This window comes from Tessaracoccus massiliensis (genome assembly GCF_000826065.2).
Taxonomy (GTDB): domain Bacteria; phylum Actinomycetota; class Actinomycetes; order Propionibacteriales; family Propionibacteriaceae; genus Arachnia; species Arachnia massiliensis_A.
On the sequence record NZ_LN623542.1, the window covers coordinates 677,761 to 699,293 of the forward strand.

Annotated in this window: 19 protein-coding genes; 12 read left to right on the top strand and 7 right to left on the bottom strand. The window is 68.5% G+C overall.

All coding sequences use genetic code 11. The features are described 5' to 3' along the window. Window positions 1–30: 30 nt before the first annotated feature. The 3 genes from BN1186_RS10240 to BN1186_RS10250 all read right to left on the bottom strand — a co-directional run bounded on the left by BN1186_RS10240 (window position 31) and on the right by BN1186_RS10250 (window position 3,238). Window positions 31–942 (bottom strand): carbohydrate ABC transporter permease, encoded by a 912-nt coding sequence (locus BN1186_RS10240; RefSeq protein WP_246043288.1) that lies wholly within the window; start codon window positions 940–942, stop codon window positions 31–33. Next, complete coding sequence (locus tag BN1186_RS10245; protein WP_040284053.1) at window positions 939–1,835, bottom strand: carbohydrate ABC transporter permease; 897 nt, start codon at window positions 1,833–1,835, stop codon at window positions 939–941. The genes BN1186_RS10240 and BN1186_RS10245 overlap by 4 nt, the downstream gene beginning before the upstream one ends. 80 nt (window positions 1,836–1,915) lie before the next feature. Beyond that, window positions 1,916–3,238 (bottom strand): ABC transporter substrate-binding protein, encoded by a 1,323-nt coding sequence (locus tag BN1186_RS10250; RefSeq protein ID WP_040283856.1) that lies wholly within the window; start codon window positions 3,236–3,238, stop codon window positions 1,916–1,918. A 218-nt stretch (window positions 3,239–3,456) separates the two neighbouring features. Between BN1186_RS10250 and BN1186_RS10255 the strand changes: the two genes are divergently transcribed. From BN1186_RS10255 to BN1186_RS10270, 4 genes are read left to right on the top strand one after another with little or no spacing between them, the layout of a single operon-like run. Next, window positions 3,457–4,212, top strand: a complete 756-nt coding sequence (locus BN1186_RS10255; RefSeq protein ID WP_040283857.1) for a DeoR/GlpR family DNA-binding transcription regulator — start codon at window positions 3,457–3,459, stop codon at window positions 4,210–4,212. Beyond that, window positions 4,209–5,600 (top strand): 6-phospho-beta-glucosidase, encoded by a 1,392-nt coding sequence (locus BN1186_RS10260; RefSeq protein ID WP_040283858.1) that lies wholly within the window; start codon window positions 4,209–4,211, stop codon window positions 5,598–5,600. Before BN1186_RS10255 ends, BN1186_RS10260 begins: the two co-directional genes overlap by 4 nt. After that, complete coding sequence (locus BN1186_RS10265; protein WP_040283859.1) at window positions 5,600–8,722, top strand: alpha-mannosidase; 3,123 nt, start codon at window positions 5,600–5,602, stop codon at window positions 8,720–8,722. The genes BN1186_RS10260 and BN1186_RS10265 overlap by 1 nt, the downstream gene beginning before the upstream one ends. Further along, on the top strand, window positions 8,719–9,720 hold the full coding sequence (locus BN1186_RS10270; protein WP_040283860.1) for an alkaline phosphatase family protein: 1,002 nt from the start codon (window positions 8,719–8,721) through the stop codon (window positions 9,718–9,720). The genes BN1186_RS10265 and BN1186_RS10270 overlap by 4 nt, the downstream gene beginning before the upstream one ends. Before the next feature lie 69 nt (window positions 9,721–9,789). Here BN1186_RS10270 and BN1186_RS10275 read toward each other — a convergent pair whose 3' ends face one another. Beyond that, window positions 9,790–10,746: a carbohydrate kinase family protein gene (locus tag BN1186_RS10275; protein ID WP_052460028.1), complete on the bottom strand. Its 957-nt coding sequence runs from the start codon at window positions 10,744–10,746 to the stop codon at window positions 9,790–9,792. A 108-nt stretch (window positions 10,747–10,854) separates the two neighbouring features. Here BN1186_RS10275 and BN1186_RS10280 point away from each other — a divergent pair, with 108 nt between their 5' ends. From BN1186_RS10280 to BN1186_RS10295, 4 genes are all read left to right on the top strand, one after another. Beyond that, window positions 10,855–11,514: an HAD family hydrolase gene (locus BN1186_RS10280; RefSeq protein ID WP_040283861.1), complete on the top strand. Its 660-nt coding sequence runs from the start codon at window positions 10,855–10,857 to the stop codon at window positions 11,512–11,514. Then, window positions 11,511–13,055: a beta-N-acetylhexosaminidase gene (locus BN1186_RS10285; protein ID WP_040283862.1), complete on the top strand. Its 1,545-nt coding sequence runs from the start codon at window positions 11,511–11,513 to the stop codon at window positions 13,053–13,055. Before BN1186_RS10280 ends, BN1186_RS10285 begins: the two co-directional genes overlap by 4 nt. Window positions 13,056–13,140: 85 nt before the next feature. Then, entirely contained in the window at window positions 13,141–14,322 is a 1,182-nt protein-coding gene (locus BN1186_RS10290; protein ID WP_082031309.1) for a glycoside hydrolase family 125 protein, read from the top strand. Between the two features lie 4 nt (window positions 14,323–14,326). Next, window positions 14,327–15,040 carry an MgtC/SapB family protein gene (locus BN1186_RS10295; protein ID WP_052460029.1) on the top strand — a complete coding sequence of 238 codons (714 nt, stop codon included), beginning with the start codon at window positions 14,327–14,329 and terminating at the stop codon, window positions 15,038–15,040. Between the two features lie 126 nt (window positions 15,041–15,166). Here BN1186_RS10295 and BN1186_RS10300 read toward each other — a convergent pair whose 3' ends face one another. Both BN1186_RS10300 and BN1186_RS10305 read right to left on the bottom strand, forming a co-directional pair. Next, entirely contained in the window at window positions 15,167–15,478 is a 312-nt protein-coding gene (locus tag BN1186_RS10300) for an MGMT family protein (protein WP_246043289.1), read from the bottom strand. Window positions 15,479–15,590: 112 nt separating this feature from the next. Further along, the gene (locus BN1186_RS10305) at window positions 15,591–16,328 is read right to left on the bottom strand and encodes an SIR2 family NAD-dependent protein deacylase (protein ID WP_040283864.1); all 738 of its coding nucleotides are present in this window, start codon (window positions 16,326–16,328) and stop codon (window positions 15,591–15,593) included. A gap of 132 nt (window positions 16,329–16,460) precedes the next feature. Here BN1186_RS10305 and BN1186_RS10310 point away from each other — a divergent pair, with 132 nt between their 5' ends. The 4 genes from BN1186_RS10310 to BN1186_RS10325 all read left to right on the top strand — a co-directional run bounded on the left by BN1186_RS10310 (window position 16,461) and on the right by BN1186_RS10325 (window position 20,695). Next, window positions 16,461–16,751: a FeoA family protein gene (locus BN1186_RS10310; protein WP_052460030.1), complete on the top strand. Its 291-nt coding sequence runs from the start codon at window positions 16,461–16,463 to the stop codon at window positions 16,749–16,751. A gap of 62 nt (window positions 16,752–16,813) precedes the next feature. Further along, a complete protein-coding gene (gene feoB, locus BN1186_RS10315) occupies window positions 16,814–18,679 on the top strand; it encodes a ferrous iron transporter B (protein ID WP_218975466.1) in 1,866 nt (621 codons plus the stop codon). Beyond that, complete coding sequence (locus BN1186_RS10320) at window positions 18,676–19,245, top strand: NifU family protein (protein WP_040283865.1); 570 nt, start codon at window positions 18,676–18,678, stop codon at window positions 19,243–19,245. The genes feoB and BN1186_RS10320 overlap by 4 nt, the downstream gene beginning before the upstream one ends. An 88-nt stretch (window positions 19,246–19,333) precedes the next feature. Then, window positions 19,334–20,695 carry a TIGR01777 family oxidoreductase gene (locus BN1186_RS10325; protein WP_040283866.1) on the top strand — a complete coding sequence of 454 codons (1,362 nt, stop codon included), beginning with the start codon at window positions 19,334–19,336 and terminating at the stop codon, window positions 20,693–20,695. On the opposite strand, the gene BN1186_RS10330 is transcribed toward BN1186_RS10325, so the two are convergent. After that, entirely contained in the window at window positions 20,685–21,512 is an 828-nt protein-coding gene (locus tag BN1186_RS10330; protein WP_218975451.1) for a rhomboid family intramembrane serine protease, read from the bottom strand. The genes BN1186_RS10325 and BN1186_RS10330 overlap by 11 nt on opposite strands. Window positions 21,513–21,533 lie beyond the last annotated feature (21 nt).

Below are 21,533 nucleotides of genomic sequence, written 5' to 3' on the forward strand. Positions count from 1 at the left end.
TGGCCGCACCGCCGTGTCTTGTGGTGGGGCTCAGCCCTTGACGGCACCTTCGGTGATGCCGGCCATGAACTGCTTCGCGCCGAGGGCGAAGATCAGCAGCAGCGGAACGACGGCGATCAGCGATGAGGCCATCAACATGCCGTAGTCCGTGCCGTGGGCGGTCTTGAGCTGGCTCAGCGCCACCTGCAGCGTCAGCTTCGACGGGTCGTTGAGCACGATCAACGGCCACATGAAGTCGTTCCACGAGCCGATGAACGTGAACATCCCGAGGAAAGCCAGCGCCGGGCGGATGGTGGGCAGGCACACGTGCCAGTACTGGCGCAGGAAGCCACAGTTGTCGATGGTGGCGGCCTCCAACAACTCCTTGGGGAGCGCGTTGGTGGTGTATTGGCGCAGCCAGAACACGCCGAAGGCGCTGGCCAACGACGGGAACACCAGGGCCTTGAGGTCGCCCACCCAGCCGAGCTTGCTCATGAACAGGAACTGCGGGATGGTCGCCAACTGCGAGGGCAGCAGGAACGTGGCCATCACGATGGCGAACAGGATGTTCTTGCCCGGGAAGTCGAACTTCGCGAACGCGAACGCCGCCAACGACGCGATGAGCAGCACCAGCACCGTGACGCTCAACGCCACGACGAGGGTGTTGGACATGGCGCCCCAGATGTTGATGCGCTCCATGATGGAGCCGTAGTTCTGGGTCAGTTTCTCGCCCGGGGTCATCACCGGCGGATACTTGTAGATCACCGATGAGTCGTGGGTGGACAGCACGAACATCCAGTAGAACGGGAACAGCGAGATCAGGCCGCCGATGATTAGCGCAACGTGGCGCAGCAGATCGGCGGGCCGGAACCGACGGCGGTGCCGCCTCGTGGGCCGGCTGCTGGTTTCGATCGCCGCCCCGGCGAGGGCCGGGGCGACGGCGCGAGCATTCATCGAACTCATCGCACACCCCTTTCCTTGCGTTCCTTCGTCACCAGCCAGTTGATCGCCGAGAAGAACATCACCACGACGAACACTCCCCAGGCGATGGAGGCGCCGTAGCCGTAGCGGTTCTCCTGGAAGGCGACCGAGTAGAAGTAGAGGACCATGGTGAGGCCGGAGTTGCCGACACCACCGGCCGACGCCGCCCCGGAGGACTGCGACGAGGTCAGCACCTGCGCCTCGGTGAAGCTCTGCAGCGAGCCGATCGTCGACATCAACGTGATGAACAACACGATCGAACGAAGCTGCGGCAACGTGATGCGGAAGAACGTCTGCCACCCGTTGGCGCCGTCGATGGCCGCCGATTCGTACTGGGTCTTGTCGATGGCCTGCAGGCCGGCGAGGATCAGCAGCGCGTTGTAGCCGACGAACGACCAGGTGGTCAACGCCGAGATCGCGATCTTGATGCCCCATTCGTTCTGCAGCCACGAGATGTTCTCGAACCCGAACAGGTTGACGATGGCGTTGGCCAGGCCGAACTGGCTGGAGAACAGGGAGCTGAACAAGATGCCCATCGCCACCATGGAGGTGACGTTGGGGATGAGGTAGATCACCCGGTAGGTGGTGGAGAACCTCAGCGTCGAGTTCAACATCAAGGCGACGATGGTGGCCAGGGTGAGTGTCGGCACCGTCGCCATGATCCACAAGATGATGGTGTTGCCGAGCGACTTGTAGAAGAGGGGATCAGTAATCAGGTATCGGAAGTTCTCGATCCCGATGAACTTGATCTCGCCGAGGCCTGTCCAGTTCGTGAACGCCAACGCCATGGTGAAGACCATGGGCATGGCCCCGAACAGGAAGAAGAAGAAGAAATACGGCGAGACCGCACCATACTGGGGCAGCGATTTTTCCATCCGCTGCCAGGTCGACAACGTGCGGTAGTTGTCGACCGGCGGGGAGATCTGGGCATCTCCCCGCCGAGCCGCCGTGGTGCTCATTTCACCGTCAGACCAACCTGCTGCGCGAGGCGCTTCGCGGCGGCGACGGCATCGTCCCACGCCTTGTTGGGATCCTTGTTGGAGGATTCGACGAGGTCGATCTCCGCGTAGAACGGGGCGTTGATGGTGTTCTCGTTCGGGTCCTCGTACAGGGGGCGCACCGTCTCGGCGGCGTGGCCGAAGACGTCTGCGGCCACCTGGCCACCGAGGAACTCGACGGGGCCGGCCACCTCGGGCATGTGGAACGCGTCGGGCGTGGCGGGGAAGTTGCCCTTGTCCTCGAACTCGTAGGCCTGGTTCTGCGGGTTGAGCAGGAACTTGATGACCTCGAACGAGACGGCCGGATCTGCGGCCCCCTCGGGAATGGTGAGGAAGGAGCCGCCGTTGTTGGTGGCGTCGCCGGGGTGCTCACAGACATGCCACTTGCCGGCGGTTTCGGGGGCGTCGACCATGAGGTCGGCGAGGTGCCAGGACGCGCCGAAGTCCGCGGGCAGGCGGCCCTCGTTGACGGCGGCAGCCGAGTCTGCGGTCTGGGAATCCAGCGTGGCGACGATGCCGGCCTGGAGGCCCTTGACGGCGATGTCCCACGCGGTGCGGATGTGATCCTGGTCACCGATGAAGGTGCCGGACTCGTCGATGAAGCCCTTGCCGGACTGCTTCCAGATGGTGTCGAACAGGCCGCCGGTGTTGCGGATGAGGTAGGTGTCGGGCTTGGCGGCGAGCAGCTGCTTGCCCAGCTCGAAGTACTCGTCCCAGGTGCGGATGGCGGCGGCGAGCTCTTGGGGATCCGACGGCAGGCCGGCCTCCTCGAACACGTCGAAGCGGTAGAACAAGGCGGTGGGGCCGATGTCGATCGGGATGCCCAACTGCTTGCCGTCGGTGGTGGTGGCCTGTTCCCACTTCCAGTCCAGGTAAGTGGCCTTGAGGTCCTCGGCGCCGAGGGTGTTGAGGTCCACGAAGTACTGGGCCTGGGTCTTGAAGAAGGCGATGTCTTCGCCCTTGACGCCGGTGATGTCCGGCAGACCGGTGCCGGCCGTGAAGGTGGTGGTGAGCTTCTGCTTGAAGTCGCCGCCGATGACATCCTGGCGCACCTTGTACTGGGGGAACTCGCTGGCGACGGCGTCCAGGGCCTTCTTGCCGAAGCCTTCGGGCCAGGTCCAGAGGACGAGGTTCTTAGTGTCGCCGGCCGCGGTGCCGCCGGCCTGGGGGTCACCGCCTGTGCCCGGCGCCGCCGTCGAGCAGCCCACGAGGCCGCCGAGAGCGAGGAACCCGAGCCCTGCAGCGCCACCGTGGATGAGGGATCGTCGTGAAAGGGTCATGGTCGAACTCTCCTAGTTCGGTGTGGTGTGTCGCTGGGGACCCAGCCACGAGCGTTCAGATCGAGCAAGATTCGTCGCGCTTGCACACACACGCGCGATGTGCTCTCACTGAGCGTCGTTCTGGGCTCAGCGTAACAACAAAAGAGCCAGATGTGAAGAAAAATGATTGACTTGATTAAGTACGAGCAATTTAGCGGGATTTCGGGTAGCGTGGTCCTGTGCTGAAGACCGCCCGACACGAAGCCCTCCTGCAACTCCTCCACGCCCGTGGCCCGGTTGCAGTCACCGAGGTGTCCGAAAAGTTGGGAATCAGCCCCGCCACCGTCCGCCGCGACATCACGGAGATGGAGGAGCGGGGCCTGGTGGAACGCACCTGGGGAGGGGTACGCCTCCTCGCCGAGGACGATGACCCCTTCCAGGTGGCACTGGCCAAGCGGGGCAACGTCAAACAACGCATCGGCGAAGCCGCCGCCGAACTCATCCCCGACGGCGCCACCGTCATCCTGGACGTGGGCACCACCGGGTACTACGTGGCACTGGCCCTCGAAGCACGCGGCGTCACCGTGCTGACCGCCTCACTGCCCACCTTCGAACACCTCCGCGCCACGAAGAAGGCCCACCTCATCATGCTGGGCGGCCAGTGGTCGGAGCAGTACCAGTGCTTCGGCGGGGTGCAGACCGTCGACGCGCTGGGCCGCCAGCACGCCGATTTCGCGTTCCTCGGCTGTTCCGGGGTGGCCGACAACGGCCGTGTGCGCGACAACTCCCAATCGCAGAGCATGGTCAAACGCGCCATCTTGTCCGCCGCGACCACCACCTACCTGCTGGCCGATACCAGCAAGTTCCCCGGCAAGGGCAGCACCTCACCCTTCGACATCGACGACATCGACGGCCTCATCACCGACGCCGAGACCCTCGCCCCCTCCATCGTGGAGCGGGCCGCCACCCACCACACGGAGATCACGACAGTATGAAGCTCACCATTCTGGGCGGCGGCGGATTCCGCGTCCCGCTCGTCTACAAGGCCCTTCTCGCCGACGAGGCCCCCGAACGGGTGACCGAACTGCGGCTCTACGACACCGACCGCCAACGGTTGGGTGCCATCACCGCCGTCCTCGACGAGCTCGCCGCCGCGGCTGACAACCCGCCCACTATCATCAGCACCACCGACCTCACCGAGGCCCTGGCCGGCACCGACTTCGTCTTCTCCGCCATCCGCGTCGGCGGCACCAAGGGGCGGGCGCTCGACGAACAGATCGCGCTGTCCCACGACGTGATCGGCCAGGAGACCGTCGGCGCCGGCGGCATCTCGTATGCGTTGCGTGGCATCCCCGCCGTGCTCACCATCGTCGAGGCCATCAAGACTCACGCGCCGGAGGCCTACGTCATCAACTTCACCAACCCTGCCGGAGTCATCACGGAGGTCATGCAACGCCACCTGGGCGACCGTGTCGTCGGCATCTGCGACTCCCCCGTGGGCCTGGCGCGCCGCATTGTCGACGTCCTGCGCGGCGCTGGCCTCGTCGCCGAAGACGTGCCCCCCATCACCGCCGGCAGCGACCGCATCCGCCTGCAGTACGCCGGCCTCAACCACCTCGGCTGGCTCACCGGGCTGTTCGTCGACGGCGAGGACGTCCTGCCGCGCCTGCTGGAGCGCCCCGATCTCATCGAGACCTTCGAAGAGGGCCGCCTCTTCGGCGCCGACCTCATCCAGGCCCTCCAGGCGGTGCCCAACGAATACCTCCACTACTACTACTACTCCCGCGAAGACCTCGCCGTGGACAAGGTCTCGGAGTTCACCCGCGGCCGGTTCCTCGCCGAACAGCAGAAGGCGTTCTACGAGAAACCAGCCGGCGACACACTCACCGCCTACGAACGGTGGGAACAGACCCGCCGCGAACGCGAAGTCACCTACATGGCCACCAACCGCGAGGCAGCCGGCAGCTTCGAACGCGACGACGCCGATCTGGAAACGGGCGGCTACGACAAGGTGGCGCTGGCGATCATGCACGCCATCGCCAACGACATCCCCGCCGAACTCATCCTCAACGTCGCCAACAACGGCGTCCTCCCGGACCTCGACGACACCGCGGTGGTGGAGATCCCCTGCCACGTCGACGGCTCCGGCGTCACCCCGCTGCCCGGCGCCGCGCTGCCGGATCACGGCCGCGGCATGGTCGTCAACGCCAAATACGTGGAGCGCCGCACCATCGACGCGGCCCTCAACCGTTCCCGCCAGGACGCACTGCTGGCCATCAGCCACCACCCCCTGGTGGATTCCTTCCACGTCGCCGAACAACTCCTCGACGACCTGGTCACCAACTTCCCCGATGACCTCGCCTACCTCAAGGAGACCCCCTGATGCACGACGACCGCGAGCTCGTGGAAGAACGGATCGAAAAGCTCCGCGAGCGGGTCGCCGAACGGATCTACGCCGTCGTCGTCCCCGTCGAGGTCGCCGCCTGGCAGGTGCCGGGGGAGCCGGTGCCCTTCGCCGACGCCGCGGCCGCCGACTACGGCCCCTTCCCCCTCGACACGTTGTGGGGCCCGGCCTGGTCGACGTGGTGGTTGAAGCTGCGCGCCCAGATTCCGGCCGAACGCCTTGCGGAACGCATCGAGTTGCGCATCGACCTCGGCTTCGTCGGAGACTGGGCCGGCAACCAGTCCGAAGGCATGGTCTACACCGCCGACGGCTGGCCCCTGAAGGCCGTCAACCCCATGAACCGCACCGTCGCGTTAACGTTCGGCGGGCTCGCGGGGGAGCGGGCGCTGGTCGGAGACGATGGCGCGGTCGACCTGTTCGTGGAGGCCGCCGCGAACCCGGACATGACCCGGCACCTGGGCCACGTCACCCACGACGGTGACACCGAGACCCGCTCCGAGCGGCCGCTGTGGCGGTTCGGCGGGGCCGACCTCGTAGTCCGTGACGACGACGTGTGGGGCCTCCACATGGATCTCGACGTCCTCGACGGGCTCATGCGGCAGCTGCCGAAGGACGCCACCTGGCGGGCCACGCTCCTGCGGGGCTTGGAGGACGCGGCCGATGTGCTCGACACCGACGGTATCGACGCCGGCGCGGCCCGCGCCCGGGGGGTGCTGGCCCCCCTCATCGCCAGTGGCGCCGCGGGCTCCGCCCAGCAGATGACCGCCGTCGGGCACGCACACATCGACACCGCCTGGCTGTGGCCCATCCGCGAGACACGCCGCAAGATCGTGCGCACCTTCAGCAACGTCGTCGCGCTCGCCGACGAATATCCCGAGTTCCGGTTCGCGAACTCCGCCCCCCAGCACCACCTGTGGATGAAGGAAGACTCCCCGGAGATCTACCAGCGGGTGCGCGCCGCGATCGAGCGCGGCCAGTGGCAGTTCGTCGGCGGCATGTGGATCGAACCCGACGCGATGATGCCCAGCGGCGAAGCCCTGGCGCGCCAGTTCACCTCCGGGATCCGGTTCATGGAAGCCGAGTTCGGGGTGACCACGAACTGCCTGTGGCTACCTGATTCGTTCGGCTACAACGGGCAGTTGCCGCAGCTTGCCCGGCTGGCAGGCATGGACTGGTTCTTGACCCAGAAGCTTTCCTGGAACCGCACCAACAGCCTCCCGCACCACACCTTCTGGTGGGAGGGCCTGGACGGCACCCGCATCTGGACCCACTTCCCGCCGTGTGACTCCTACGACTCGATCGTCAGCGCCGAGGAGGTGCTGGGGGCGGAGCGCAACTTCAAGGAGAAGGGCCGCGCCCGGCACTCGCTGCTGCCCTACGGGTACGGTGACGGCGGTGGCGGGCCGGTGCGCGAAATGGTGGAGCGGGTCGCCCGGTTCGCTGATCTCGAAGGGGCACCGGTGGTCACCCACGGCACGCCCGCCGAGTTCGAACGCGCCGCCCGCGCCGAATACGACCCGCCGGTGTGGACCGGCGAGCTCTATCTGGAGTTCCACCGCGGCATCTTCACCTCACTCATCGAGCTCAAACAGGGCAACCGACGCAGCGAGGCCGCGCTGCAGGCCGTCGAATGGCTCTGGACGCTGGCCGCTCAGGCCGGGGCCGACTATCCGCACGCTCAGTTGGAAGAGCTGTGGCGCCGTGTGCTGGTGCTGCAGTTCCACGACATCCTGCCCGGCAGCTCCACCTCGTGGGTCAACCGCGAGGCGGTCGCCGAGTACGCCACGATCCTGGCTGAGCTGGACGACCTGTTCGCCGAGGCCTGGTCGGTGCTCAGCACCGACGGCGGGGTGAGCGTGGTCAACCCGTCGGATGTGGCGCGCACCGAGGTCGTCGAGATCGACGGCTCGCTGCAGGTGGTCTCGGTCCCGCCGCTCTCCTCCGTGGTCCCTGAGCGTGCCTCTGCGACGGAGGAGCCAGGCACGACGAAGGGCCGCGTCCAGACCACCCGCGACGGGGAGCACCTCATCCTCGCCAACGGCCTCCTCCGGGTCCAGATCGAGGCCGACGGCACCGTCGGGCAGATCACGGATCTCGAGGCAGACCGCGACGTCCTCCTTCCCGGCCGCCGCGGCAACGTCCTGCGGCTCCACCCGGACCACCCCAGCTGTTTCGACGCTTGGGAGCTCGAAGCCCAGTACACGCACTCGGTGACCGAACTCACCGACGCCGACGCCGTCGACATCATCCTCGACGACCCGCTGCGGGCAACCGTCGAAGTCACCCGCCGCTTCGGCGACTCGACGGCGACCCAACGCATCACCCTCGACGCCGGCTCCCGGGCGGTGGACTTCGACACCACCGTCGACTGGCGGGAACGCGAGAAGCTGCTGAAGGTCTCCTTCCCCGTCGACGTGCGGGCCACCCACTGCGTCGCGGAAACCCAGTTCGGCCACATCGAGCGACCCATCGCCGTCAACACCCCGTGGGACGCGGCGCGCTTCGAGACGGTCCACCAGCGGTGGCTGCTGCTGCGCGAACCGGGCTATGGCGTCACGCTCGCCACTGACTCCGGCTACGGCCACGACGTCACCCCCGCCGGCGGCTCCGAGGCCACCCCCATTTGCGGCGTCGACGCCCGGCTCAGCCTGCTGCGCGCACCCAACTCGCCAGACCCGACGGCCGACCTGGGCGAGCACACGCTGCGCTACAGCCTCACCGTCGGCACCGGGATCGCCGAAGCACATGCCGCCGGCGTCCGGCTCAACCAGCCGCTGCAGATCATCGACGGGGTGGCCGACGTCGCCGCGCCAGTGTCGCTGACGCCGCTGGACGGCACCTCGCTGGCGGTGCTCGACGCGATCAAAGCGGCCTTCGACGGCTCGGGGGATCTCATCGTGCGGCTCCACGAGGCGGCCGGGGCGCGCAGCCGCGTGCGGCTCACCGTGCCCGAACCCGTCGCGGCCGTCACGGAGGTCAACCTCTTGGAACACGCCGTCGACGAACCCACTCAGAACCTGCCCGCCGCCGGCGCCAGCGACGTCGAACTGCGGCTGCGCCCCTTCCAGATCCTCACGCTACGAATCAGGACCACCTCATGAAGCTGCTTCTCATCTGCATCGACGGGGTGCGCGCCGACCTCGCCTTCCCCGAACTAATGGCCGCCAATCCGGGGTTCACGGCCCCCGATCACCCCGCCGACGCGCGGTTCAGCAGCGGCGGGGCCGACAACACCGTCGAGGCCACCGAGACCCTGGCCCCCACCCTCGCCCGGCTGGCCCGAGGCGATGACCGCTCCGAGGGTCGCCTCATCCCGATGTGGATGACCCCGCCCACTGATTCCGGGCCTGGCTGGTCCTCGATCCTCACCGGCTCCACGCACGAGGAATGCAACGTGTGGTGGAACGAGTTCGTGGGCCACGACATGGCGCGCCGCCCAGACATCCTGTCGCGCGTGTTCTTCGCCAACCCCGCGGCGCGCACCATGGTGGCGGCGACGTGGGAGGCGTTCGTGAAGGCGCCCGGGCCGATGATCCAGCAGCGCGTCGATCAGCAGCGCACCGGCCAGCACCAGGTGTTCCACCCGGATTTGCGCGGCGGGATCGCGGCCGCAGATGCCGCCGTCGCGCACTGGGCGACGTGGAAGTTGCTGCACGAGGGGCCCGACGCCTCCGTCGTGTACTTCGAGGGTGTCGACGCGGCGGGGCATGATCACGGCGCAGATTCGGACGAGTACCGCGCGGCGATCCGGCACGCCGATGAGCTGACCCGGCACCTGGTGAAGGCGGTCGCCGAGCGCCACGAGCAGCTGGGCGAAGAGTGGCTCGTGGCGGTGACCACCGATCACGGCCACAAGCCCGAAGGTGGCCACGGCGAGGACGAGGTGGAGGTGCGCCGCAGCTTCCTCATCACGCACCGCATCGGCGGGAAGCTGCCCGAGCCGCTGAACCGCCCCGACGTGCTGCGGTCTGAGCAGGTGATGTGGCTGCTGCTCGACGCCATCGGCGCGCAGCAGGGCCGGTGGGACGCCGAAGGCGTCGGCCGGCTGCGCGACATCACCCCGGATGGCCCCACCCGGGATCTCGCCTTCGAGTGGTGACACGCTCAGGAAACGCTGGTCCCTGAGCGTGCCTCTGCGACGAAGGAGCCAGGCACGACGAAGGGCCCGCTAGGGGCCCAGCAGTTCGGCGACCCTCGGGGCCCGCGGATCAGCACTCGCCCGGGCACGGGCGACCAGATCACGGTGGCTGGGCGGCGCCGCGGCACCCGTCGGTGCGTCGAGGACGGCGCTGGCGATGAACGCGGCCAGGGTGAGGCGCTCTTCCAGCACCGTGGCCCGGGTGCCTGAGTAGGCGAACGCGGCCAGCGTGGAATCCCCGGCCCCGGTGGTGGATTTGGGCGTTACGGGGAAGGCGGCGACGGTGGCCTCCTCCCCGGTGCCCGCGTTGACGGCGACCATCCCGTCAGCCCCGCGCGTCACCACCACCAGGGGCACCCGGTGGGCGAGGTGGCGGGCGGCGGCGAGGGTGTCGTCGAAGCCGGTGAAGGCGCGGGCCTCCAGGTCGTTGAGCATCCACACGTCGGTCCCGGCCAGGCCGGCCAGGGCGTCGTCACCCCACTGCCCGGTGGCGTCGAAACCGCGCGAGGCGTACACGGTCGCCCCCTGGGCCCGGGCCTGGTGCAACCATGGCGCCGCAGGGTCGCGCAGGTCGGCGATGATCATGCCCGCCGCCACGCCTGCGTCGTCGAGGTGGGCGGCCACATCGACGGGGAGCGGGTCCTCCACCGTGAGCATGGCCCGGTCATGGGGCAGCGACATCGCCACGGTGACGGGCAGCCGCCAGCCGTCGTGGCGGCGGGTCAGCGAGGTGTCGATTCCCGCTGCCGCCATGTCGTCGAGGAGGTGAGCGCTGGCGTCGTCGTCCCCGACGGCGGTGGCCAGCCCGGTGCGCAACCCCAGCGCGGCGCACACCCGGGCCATGGTGGCGATCCCGCCCCACATCTCGTGGAGATCCCGGGCGTGGCGCTCCTCTCCGGGCTGCGGCAGGGCGTCGACGCCGGTGAAGATGAGATCGCGGTACGTTAAACCGACCGCGAGAACATCGTGGTGGTCAGGTGCGGACATGGGCCCAATTTAGCGCCTCGCGTGCCGCGGCGAGCAACTATGATCAGGTTGCGCAAATATGCTCACAAAGGATGGGTATGCTGAGGTTTTCACAACATTCGGAGCACCATGACTGAAGACAACTCGCAGCTTCCCCGCCGCGTCGCGGCCGTGCTGTTCGACATGGACAACACCCTCGTCGCCTCCGAGGATTCCTGGTTCGCCGCCACCCGACAACTCTGGGAGGACGCCGGTGCCGACGCCACGGGTAAGGAGATCCTGGGCGGCACCGTCGGTGACGTCGCCGCAGCTTTCGTGGCGGATTTCCCGGACGCGGACTCCGCAGCCGTCGAACGCGATCTCACCGCCACCCTGGCCGCCAACCTCACCAACGACGGGGTCCATCCCACCGACGGCGCCGTCGAGCTCATCGAACGGCTGAGCGCGAAACTGCCGATCACCATCGCGTCCAACTCGCCGACCAGCATCGTCGAGCAGGTGGTCGCCACCCTTGGCTGGGGGCACCTGTTCACCGCGGCGCTCGGCACCGAGGATGTCGCCCGGCCCAAACCGGCCCCGGATCTGTACACGACGGCTGCGCAGCGGTGCAATGCCGACATCACCCAGTGCGTGATCTTCGAAGACTCGCCGATGGGTGCCGAATCAGCCGTCGCCTCCGGTGCCTTCGTGGTGACGATCGGCCCCGAAGCCGCGCACCTCGGCAACCTCAACGTCCCCCATCTCACCGACCCCCGCATCGTCGACTGGAACCCCGAGGCCATCGCATGAAACTGCTGCCCAGCCCCACCGGCATCCTCTGGCGCGGCGGCGACTTCACCTTCCCCAACCCGCTCCCCGTGCGCAGCGCCGGCCGCGCCGCGCGGGTGCTGGCCCGCCAGCTGAAGACCGCCGTCGGCATCGACACCACCACCGACGAAGGGCCAGGCGTCGACTTCCACACCGACGACACCCTCGCGCCCGAGGCCTACCGGCTGACGGTCACGCCCGAAGGTGTCACCATCTGGTCCGCGGACGACGCCGGTGCAGGCTGGGCCGTCCAGACCCTGCTGCAACTGCTGCCCGTCCACATCCACGGCCCCGGCCCGATGGAGCCGTCCAGCCTGGTGGTGCCCGCCGTCGACATCACCGACGCCCCGGCGCACGGGTGGCGCGGCTCACACATCGACGTGGCGCGCCACTTCCTCCCCCTCGATGGGCTGCTCAAGCACCTCGACGTGATGGCCGCCCACAAACTCAACGTGCTGCACCTCCACCTCACCGACGACCAGGGTTGGCGCCTGCCCGTGGCGAAGTACCCGAAGCTGACAGAGGAGGGAGCGTGGCGGCCGGGCACGCTCGTCGGCCACCGGCCGCCGCCCGATGAGAACGACTGCGACGACGTCGCCGAGCACGACGGCGTCCCCCACGGCGGGGCCTACACCGAAGATGAGCTGCGCCACCTTGTCGCCTACGCCGCCGAGTTGGGGATCACTGTGATGCCGGAGATCGACATGCCTGGCCACATGGAGGCCGCCATCGCCGCCTACCCGCACCTGGGCGCCTGCGATCACGTCCGGCACCCCCGGACCGCGTTCGGGGTGTCCGAACACGTGCTCAGCCTCAACGACGACGTCATCCAGTTCTGCAAGGACGTCCTCGACGCCGCGATGGAGCTGTTCCCCGGCTCGCCCATCCACATCGGCGGCGACGAATGCCCGTCGGCCGAATGGTTCCAGGACCCGGCCTCCCTGGAGACCATGGAACGTCACGGGCTGACCACCGGCGCCGAGGCGCAGGCCTGGTTCGAGCGCGAGATCTGTGCCTATCTGGTCGCGGCCGGGCGTCGCGTCGTCGTGTGGGACGAGGTGCTCGACGCCGGCGCACCTGACGGGGTCACCATCATGGTGTGGCGCACCCGCGAGGGGCAGTCCCGCATCGAGGAGGCCGCGCAGCAGGGGCTGGACGTGATCGCCGCACCCGTGGGCCAGACCTACCTCGACTACACCCAGTACGACCACCCCGGCGAACCCCTCAGCATCGGCGGGACGACACCCCTGGCCGACGTGGCCCGGCTCACCGACCACATGACGGTGCCCGAGGGCCGCGGACACCACCTCCTGGGCGGCCAGTTCCAGCTGTGGACCGAATACGTGCGCAACTGGGACCGCGCCGAATACCAACTGTGGCCCCGCGGCGCAGCCCTGGCCCAACAGTTGTGGAGCGGACACGTCGGTGACGCCGGCACCCTCGACGGGCTGGGCCACCACCTGGACCGGCTGACCGCCATGCAACTCAACTGGTGCCGGCCCCCGCGCACCGAGACCGGATAGGACCACCGTGCGTACCATCAAGCAACCTGCCGGGCGCGACCTGCTCGTCGAACTCGAACGCTGGGCCGAACGCATCTCCCAGCAGATGGGCGAAGAGGCCGCCGAACGGTTCGTCGCCATGATGATCGACACCTGGACCACCACCATGACCCCCGGCACGCGGGGCGTGTTCGTGATCACCGGCGACATCCCCGCCATGTGGCTGCGGGACTCATCGGCCCAGGTGCTGCCCTTCCTGCGGCTCGTGGATGTGCCGGAGGTGGCCGACGTGCTGCGCGGCATCATCGAACGGCAGTGGGCCTGCATCGCGCTGGATCCGTACGCCAACGCCTTCAACGACGGCCCCACCGGCGCCCACTTCGACCCAGAGGACCTCGAACTGGACCCGGGCGTGTGGGAACGCAAGTACGAGATCGACTCCCTGGGCTTCCCCATCGATCTGGCCCACCGGCTGTGGCAGGCCACCGGTTCGGCCGACCACCTCGACGACGCGGTGCACGCCGGGTGCCGCACCATCGTCGACCTGTGGCGCACCGAACAACACCACTTCGAACGCTCCACGTACCGCCACGTGCGCGATTCCGAACCGGGCGACACCCTCGGCCCAGACGGCCGCGGCATCCCCGTCGGATACACCGGGATGACGTGGAGCGGGTTCCGGCCCTCAGACGACGCCTGCGTCTACGGCTACAACATTCCCGCCCAGCTGATGGCGGTGCGCGCCCTGCGCCAGGTCGGCGAGTTCGCCGTCCACTGGGGAGACGACGCCCTGGGTGCCGACGCCGCTCAGCTCGCCGTCGAGATCTCCGACGGGGTGGCGAAGTTCGGGGTCGTGGAGGGCCGTTACGCCTATGAGGTCGACGGGTTGGGTGGCCAGTTGTTCATGGATGACGCGAACATGCCGTCGCTGTTGTCGCTGCCGCTGACCTCGGATGTCGCCGCGGATGATCCCATCTATCGGGCCACCCGCGCCTGGGTGTTGAGCCCTGCCAACCCCTACTTCTACGAGGGTGCGGCGGCGCGGGGGATCGGCAGCCCCCACACCCCGCCGGACTATGTGTGGCACATCGCGTTGGCCGTGCAGGGCCTGACCGGCGACGCGGCCGAAGCCCGGCAATGTCTGGCCACGATCCTGGCCACCGACGGCGGGACGGGCTGGACGCATGAGGGCTTTCATGTCGATAACCCGAAACAATTCACCCGTCCATGGTTCAGTTGGTCCAACTCGATGGCATGCGAATTGATGATGACACTCAGTGAGGGGTGAGGCGATGCTGCTGGAGATCGGGCTGTTCGACTGGGCGCAGGTGCCGCACCAGCTGGGGCTGGTCACCATCGCGTTCGTGCTGTGCATCCTGATCGGCTGGGAGCGCCAGTTCTTCCACAAGGCCGCCGGGATCCGCACGCACGCGCTCGTCGGGCTCGGCAGCTCAGTGTTCACGCTGATCTCCGTGGAGGGCTTCATCTACCTGGCCGAATACCAGGTGACCCGTGACCCGTCGCGGATCGCGGCGCAGATCGTGTCCGGCATCGGCTTCCTCGGCGCCGGCGTCATCTTCGTCAACCGGGACGTGGTGCGCGGGCTGACCACCGCCGCGTCGATCTGGTTGGCCGCGGCCATCGGCATGGCCTGCGGAGCGGGCCTCATCCCCCTGGCGGTGTTCGCCACGGCCCTGCATTTCGTCGCCGTGCTGGTGGTGGCCCCGCTGGGCCGGCTGTTGCCCCAGGCCGGTGAACGATCGACGGTGGAGCTGACCTACGAGGACGGCCGCGGCGTGCTGCGTGAAGTGCTCGCCGAGGCCACCGCGATGGGATGTGAGACCACCCTGGTGTCGACGCGTTCCAGCAAGGACGGGGATCGTCGCCTGGTCAAGGCCGAGTTGCGGTTCCGCCAAGGCCCGCCGCTACGCGACATCATGGCGTTGCTGTCCGAGGTCGACGGTGTTGTCGACGTGGAGTTCGCCAACCAGCGCGACGAACTGTGACCCTGGCCCCTGAGCGTCGCCAGCGAGCTTGCGAGCCAGCGACGACGAAGGGCCGCTGAGCGTCCATATCGCAGCCGCCCCTTTGCGAGGGGAGAAGAGCCCGGGAATCAAGGCTGCACTCGGGACTCAGTCCTCCACGAGATTGCTGACGGCAGCCTCATAGTCACCAGACACCTGCACCAGGTCAGCCCGATGCGTGGCGATGGAGCACCGCCGCTCGTCGTGGCCGATCCCCTCCCGGTCCCACTGCTTCCGGGCCAACGGCAGCAGCCGGGCAGGCAACTCACCGTTGCGGTTCGTCACCCGCCACCAGGAAACCTCACCGCCGTGCGAGGCCATGATCGAGCCCACCCGACGGGCGCTGGTGCCGACCAGCTCCGCGATATCGCCATAAGACACCACCGAGCCCGGCGGCACCTGCTCCACGGCGCGCAGCACCAATTCTTTGGTGAGGGCACGTCCCTCGATACGTTTCGTTCGTTCCTCACGAAACACTCGGGACTCGGGGTGGCGGGTTTGTTCCTCACGCGACACTCGGGGCTCCAGTGAGTCAGGCCGAAGCGCTCAGCAGCGGGGGGAGTTCGTTGTCGAGTTGGCCGTGGACCACCTGATGCGCCAGATGATCCATCGCCGTCTCCGTGCCGTTGACGATCACCCCGAACGCCCCATGGCCGATGGCCGTCGGGAACAGCCCCGCCACCGGGTACACACCCAGCGACGTGCCGACGGCGACGATGGCGTCGCACTCCTCGACGGCGGTGATGGCCGCCTCCAGCACATCGGGCTCCAGCACCTCCTCGAACAGGATCACCGTCGCGCGCGTGATGCCGCCACACTTCGGGCAGCGCGGGTCCTCGTCGCCGGCGTTGACCCGTTCGATCATCTCCTCCATCGGCCCTGTGGTGCCGCACATCTCGCAGCGCCACTGCCGCATGCTGCCGTGCACCTCGTGCACCAGGGCGTCGCTGGAGCCAGCCACCTGGTGCAGGCCGTCGGTGTTCTGCGTGATGATCGCCCGCAGCCGCCCCTGCTTCTCCAACTCGACGATGGCCTCATGCGCTCTGGTGGGTTTCGCGGCCCACACCTCGGGGTTCGCGCGGCGGCGCCAGGCGGCCTTGCGGACGTCGGCGTCGTTGAGGTACCAGGAGAGGGTGGAGACGAGCTCGGCGTACGGGTCCTTCGTCCACAGCCCTTCGGGGCCGCGGAAGTCCGGGATGCCCGCGGCGGTCGACATGCCCGCGCCGGACAGGATCACGATGCGCTCGGCTTCAGCGAGAGAGTTGGCCATGGGTCCATCATGCCCGGCCCGCCCAGCAGGCAGGTGCAAGTTGTGCAGCGGAGTTGGTGCACAACTTGCCCCTGCCCATCGTTAAGTGACCCCCTCTGTCGCAATTAGGTAAGGCATGGCTAACCTAAACCCATGACTCTCGTGGAACTGTTCGCCGGCCGGCGATGCACCACAGCCCGGGCGCTGACCGAGCAGTCGACCCGCACGCTCGACACCCTCCCCATCGGCGAGCCCACCACCCTCGTCGGGTTCGATCACGACGACGTGGTGGCGCGCCGCCTGTTCGACCTGGGCTTCACCCCGGGCGAGGTCGTCGTCAGGCTGCGCCACGCCCCGCTCGGCGACCCGCTGATGTTCCGCGTGGGTGGCGTCGAGATCGTGCTGCGCAAGGCGCAGGCCCGCCGCATCCTGGTCGCCTCGTGAGCCACGCGCACCACGGCTCCGCCCCGGCCGCCGTGCCGGCGGGCACGCCCCGAATCGCGCTGATCGGCAGCCCCAACGCGGGCAAGACCACCCTGTTCAACGGCCTCACCGGCCTGCGCGCCAAGACGGGCAACTACCCCGGCGTCACCGTCGCCCGCTACGAGGGCCTGACCGAGACCGCAGCAGGCCCCGTCGTGATCGAGGACCTCCCCGGCACCTACTCACTCGACCCGATCAGCCCCGACGAGGAGATCGTCGCCACCGTTCTGGAGGAAGCCGACACCCTCGCCGGCCTCCTCGTCGTCGTCGACGCCACCAACCTGCGCCGCGGGCTGGGTTTCGTCGCGCAGGTGGCCCAAGCGGGGCTGCCCACCACCGTCGTGCTCACGTTCGTCGACGAGTTGCTGCGGCGCGGCGGCAAGGTGGATCCGGAGGCGCTCTCCCGCGCGCTGGGCCTTAAGGTGCTGCCCGTGGTGGCGGGGGAGCGACGCGGGGTGGAGGCCCTGCACGAAGTCCTCGCCGCGCCCGCTGAGTGGCCCGCCCCGATGCTGCCGCCGCCCACCGAGCCCGAGGAGGTCGTCGGCTGGACGCAGTCCGTGGTGAAGGCGGCCCACTTCGCCGCCCCGGATCCGGATTCGCGCACCGGCAGGCTCGACGGCGTGCTGCTGCACCCCGTCTGGGGCACCCTCATCTTCTTCCTCACGATGTTCGCGTTCTTCCAGACCATCTTCGTGGTCGCCGCACCCATGCAGGGCTGGATTGAGGAGGCGTTCGCGTGGCTGGGGGAGTGGGCCCGCTCGTCGATCCCCGTCGGCTGGTTCGCCTCCTTCGTCGCCGACGCGCTGCTGGCTGGCGTCGGCGGGGTGCTGGTGTTCCTGCCGCAGATCGCCTTGCTGTTCGTGCTGATCTCGCTGCTGGAGGGCTCCGGCTACCTGTCGCGCGCCGCGTACCTGATGGACCGCGTGATGTCGACGGCGGGGTTGGAGGGGCGCGCGTTCGTCGCGCTGCTCAGTTCCCTGGCCTGCGCCATCCCCGGCATCATGGCTACCCGCACCCTGCCGTCGGCCAAGGACAGGCTGGCCACCATGATGGCCGCGCCGCTGATGACGTGCTCGGCGCGGCTGCCCGTCTACGTGCTGCTGATCGGGATGCTGGTGCCACCCGAGGTGGGTTGGGGTCCGTTCCGGGCTCAGGGCGCCATCATGTTCGGGCTGTATGTGCTGGGGGCGGCCTCGGCGATGACCTCGGCGTGGTTCTGGAAGCGGATTGTGGGCCGCTCCGGCGTGGCACTGCCGTTCTACATGGAGATGCCGTCGTACCGGCTGCCGCGGATGAAGACCGTGCTGATCTCCGTGTGGGACGCGTGCAAGGCGTTCCTGCGGAAGGTCACCTCGATCATCCTGGTCACCACCGTGATCCTGTGGGCCCTGCTGAGCCTGCCCATGCGCTCGGCCGATGAGTTGGCCGCCGCCGGCGTCGACCCCACAGACGATGTGGCCGTGACCGCCTACACCCTGGACAACTCGGTGGCCGCGGGGCTGGGCCGGGCCGTGCAGCCGGTGTTCGAGCCGCTGGGCTTCGACTGGCGCGTCAACGTGGGCGTCATCTCGTCGCTCGCCGCGCGGGAGGTGTTCGTCGCCACGCTGGGGCAGGTCGCATCAGCTTCGGATCCGGAGAACCCCGGGGCGGCGCTGGCGGAGATGACGCACCAGGACGGGCCGCGCGTCGGTGAGAAGGTGTTCACCCCGCCCACCATCGCGGCGCTGCTGGTGTTCTTCGTCTACGCCATGCAGTGCATGTCCACGCTGGCCGTCATGCGCCGCGAGACCGGCACCTGGCGCTGGCCCCTCATCGCGTTCGGCTACCTGGGCGTGACCGCCTGGGTGATGGCCTTCCTCGCCCACCAGATCGTCGGAGTGCTGACATGAAACGAGCCATCCATCCCCAGTCCATCCCCGGCGAGCCGCGCGCGGTGCGCTGGGTGACCGATGTCGACCTGCCCGTCGGCGAGGTCACCGCGGCGCCCGGCACGCTCGGGCCGCTGATGGAGTACGGCGTGCTCACCAGGGTGATGGTGGAACGCGGGGGCGTGTGGACCTGGCTGTCCGAGGACCGCACCTGGACGGAGCACGGCCCGCGGATCCGTGACGCGGTGGCGGCCGCTGTGGACCTTGACGGCTGGGAGATCACCGCGGGTTCGGAGGAACTTCTGGGGCTCCTGGCGCGCGAGGTGCTGGAGGGGGAGCTGGAGAACTACGTCTCCAGCCACGGCGGGCACATCACCGTGAGTTCGGCCACCGCCACGTCGCTGACGCTGGATTTCGGCGGCGCCTGCGAGGACTGCCCCGCGGCCGGTGCCACACTGCACGAACGGATCGAGAAGGTCGTGCGCGGCCGCTACCCGCTGCTGGAGAAGGTGGAGCGCGCCGGCGGCAGCCACGGCGGCGGCAGGAGCGGTTGGTTGGGGCTGCCGGTCCCGGGTCGCGGAAGGTGACCTTGGGAAATCGCTGCGATCGTGCCATATAGCGGCGATCGCGTGGTTTTCTCACGGTGAAACCCGGGTGCCCTGGGAGAATGGGGCGATGAAGGTCTTCCAGCACGTCTCCGAGTTCTCCGCCCCGCGCAGTGCCGTCGCGGCCATGGTCAATGGCCCGGGTGGTTTCCTCCGGTTCAGCCCCGCAGGGCTGATCCGCGTGACCGAGGGCAACCCGGATGACGTTCGGGCGGGCAGCCAATTCACCGTCAGCGCCATGCCCGCGCCGTTCCTGCCCTTCCTCGCCTCGGAGCAGACCTTCCGCGTGGTCCGCATGGACGACACCATGCAGGTGATGGAGCAGGTCAAGGGACCGCTGCGGGGATACCGGCATGAGATGCACCTCAGCGATCTCCCCAGCGGTGGCACGCGGCTGCACTCGCGCCTCACCTACGAACAGCCCAGGGTGTTCGGTGATGTCACGGAGGCGCTGGCGCGGCAGTTCCGCTTCCGGGACCGGCAGATGCGCGCCGACCTCGCCATCCATCAGGCCCTCGCCGGCCGCACGCGCAAGGTCCTCATCGCTGGAGCGTCGGGCCTGATCGGCACCCAGCTCGCGGCGCTTCTTGCCAACGCCGGGCAGGAGGTGGTGCGCCTGGTGCGCTCAGCCGACGACGGCTACGCGGTAGGAGCATCCCTTCGGTGGGACCCCGCAAGCGGGAGCCTTCCCAGCGGTGCCCTCGACGGCGTGGACGCCGTGCTCAACCTCTCCGGCGAATCCATCGGGGGGAGGTTCACGGAGAAGAAGAAGCAGGCCATCCTGCAGTCGCGCCTTGACGCCACCGGCACCCTCGCAGCCGCCGTCGCGGCCCACCCTGAAACTGCGCTGATCCAGGCCTCCGCCATCGGCATCTACGGCCCCCGCCGCCCGGGTGAGCTGCTCACCGAGGAGTCTCCGGTGGGCACCGGCTTCCTCTCCGACGTGGTACGCCAGTGGGAGGGCGCCGCCCAGCCCGCCATCGATGCCGGCGCGAGGGTGGCGTTCCTGCGCACCGGGATCGTGCTGAGTCAGGCTGGCGGCGCGCTCGCCCCGCAGGTGCCGCTGTTCCTCGCCGGGGTGGGGGGCCGGCTGGCGAACAAGCACGCTTTCACCAGTTGGATCGGGGTCGACGACGTGGCCCGCGTCTACGCGCATGCCGTGGGCACCGAGGGGGTGCAGGGGGCGGTGAACATGGTGGGGCCCCGGCCGGTCACGCATCAGGAGTTCGCCGAGGCGCTGGCCAAGGTGCTGGGCCGCAAGGCGTGGCTGCCGGTGCCGCCGATCGGGCCGAAGGCGCTGGTGGGTTCAGAGGGACACGACCAGCTGATCGACACCGATCAGAAGGTGAGCTCCACCAAGCTCGAGCGCACGGGGTTCCGCTTCGGTGAGCCGACCGTCGAGGAGGCGCTGGCGCACACGCTCATGCGGTGAGCTGCAGCACCCGGAACACGCTCAGGCCGACGAAGATCACCGCGAGCAGGGCCAGCAGGGGCCACTGGAACCTGCGGTACTGCTTCGGGAGGTAGATCACCGCGGCGGTGGCGAGCACGCCGCCCACCAGGCCGCCCAGGTGGCCCTGCCAGGAGACGTTGGCCCACAGGAATGACACCACCACGTTGATGCCGATCCACGTGAGGATGCCCCGCACGTCACCCTTGTGCTTGAGGGCGAGCATCAGGACGGCACCGAGGAGCCCGTAGATGGCACCGGATGCCCCCAGCGTGGCGCTGAGCGGGTTGGAGAACAGCATAACAGCGGCCGCGCCGCCGAGCAGCGCGACGAAGTAGATGGCCAGGAACCGCCAGCGACCGACGATCTGCTCCACATTGGGGCCCAGCAGGTACAGCACCAGCATGTTGAAGCCGATGTGCCACAGTTCCACGTGTGCGAAGCCGGAGGTGATCAGCTGCCACCAGGCGCCGTTGAACGCCACGTCGACGGGGGCGAGCGACACGTAGGCCATGGGGACGCCGCTGTAGCCGCCGGTCAGCAGGAGGAGGAGCCAGACCGCCACGTTGACGGCCACCAGTGCCACCGAGGTGCTCTTCGGGTTCGAGGAGCGCGTGCCACCGTAGGGAAGTGCGTACTGGCGGGTCTGCTGCATGCCCTGCTGCACACATTCGGGGCACTGGAAGCCGACCGGACCGGGCACCATGCACTGGCGGCAGATGGGGCGTCCGCAGCGCTGACAGCGGATGCGGGTGGGCTCATCGGGGTGCCGGTAACAGGCGGGCGCAGCCATTTCCATGCCCATGAGCGTACCTGTGGG

Coding starts and splice junctions, on each gene's coding strand:
- BN1186_RS10305 (WP_040283864.1), bottom strand. CDS start 16,328: ATGGCCAACTCTCTCGCTGAAGCCGAGCGCATCGTGATCCTGTCCGGC.
- BN1186_RS10285 (WP_040283862.1), top strand. CDS start 11,511: ATGAAACTGCTGCCCAGCCCCACCGGCATCCTCTGGCGCGGCGGCGAC.
- BN1186_RS10280 (WP_040283861.1), top strand. CDS start 10,855: ATGACTGAAGACAACTCGCAGCTTCCCCGCCGCGTCGCGGCCGTGCTG.
- BN1186_RS10320 (WP_040283865.1), top strand. CDS start 18,676: ATGAAACGAGCCATCCATCCCCAGTCCATCCCCGGCGAGCCGCGCGCG.
- BN1186_RS10290 (WP_082031309.1), top strand. CDS start 13,141: ATGGGCGAAGAGGCCGCCGAACGGTTCGTCGCCATGATGATCGACACC.
- BN1186_RS10265 (WP_040283859.1), top strand. CDS start 5,600: ATGCACGACGACCGCGAGCTCGTGGAAGAACGGATCGAAAAGCTCCGC.
- BN1186_RS10275 (WP_052460028.1), bottom strand. CDS start 10,746: ATGTCCGCACCTGACCACCACGATGTTCTCGCGGTCGGTTTAACGTAC.
- BN1186_RS10330 (WP_218975451.1), bottom strand. CDS start 21,512: ATGGAAATGGCTGCGCCCGCCTGTTACCGGCACCCCGATGAGCCCACC.
- BN1186_RS10245 (WP_040284053.1), bottom strand. CDS start 1,835: ATGGAAAAATCGCTGCCCCAGTATGGTGCGGTCTCGCCGTATTTCTTC.
- BN1186_RS10310 (WP_052460030.1), top strand. CDS start 16,461: ATGACTCTCGTGGAACTGTTCGCCGGCCGGCGATGCACCACAGCCCGG.
- BN1186_RS10240 (WP_246043288.1), bottom strand. CDS start 942: ATGAGTTCGATGAATGCTCGCGCCGTCGCCCCGGCCCTCGCCGGGGCG.
- BN1186_RS10250 (WP_040283856.1), bottom strand. CDS start 3,238: ATGACCCTTTCACGACGATCCCTCATCCACGGTGGCGCTGCAGGGCTC.
- BN1186_RS10260 (WP_040283858.1), top strand. CDS start 4,209: ATGAAGCTCACCATTCTGGGCGGCGGCGGATTCCGCGTCCCGCTCGTC.
- BN1186_RS10295 (WP_052460029.1), top strand. CDS start 14,327: ATGCTGCTGGAGATCGGGCTGTTCGACTGGGCGCAGGTGCCGCACCAG.
- BN1186_RS10325 (WP_040283866.1), top strand. CDS start 19,334: ATGAAGGTCTTCCAGCACGTCTCCGAGTTCTCCGCCCCGCGCAGTGCC.
- BN1186_RS10270 (WP_040283860.1), top strand. CDS start 8,719: ATGAAGCTGCTTCTCATCTGCATCGACGGGGTGCGCGCCGACCTCGCC.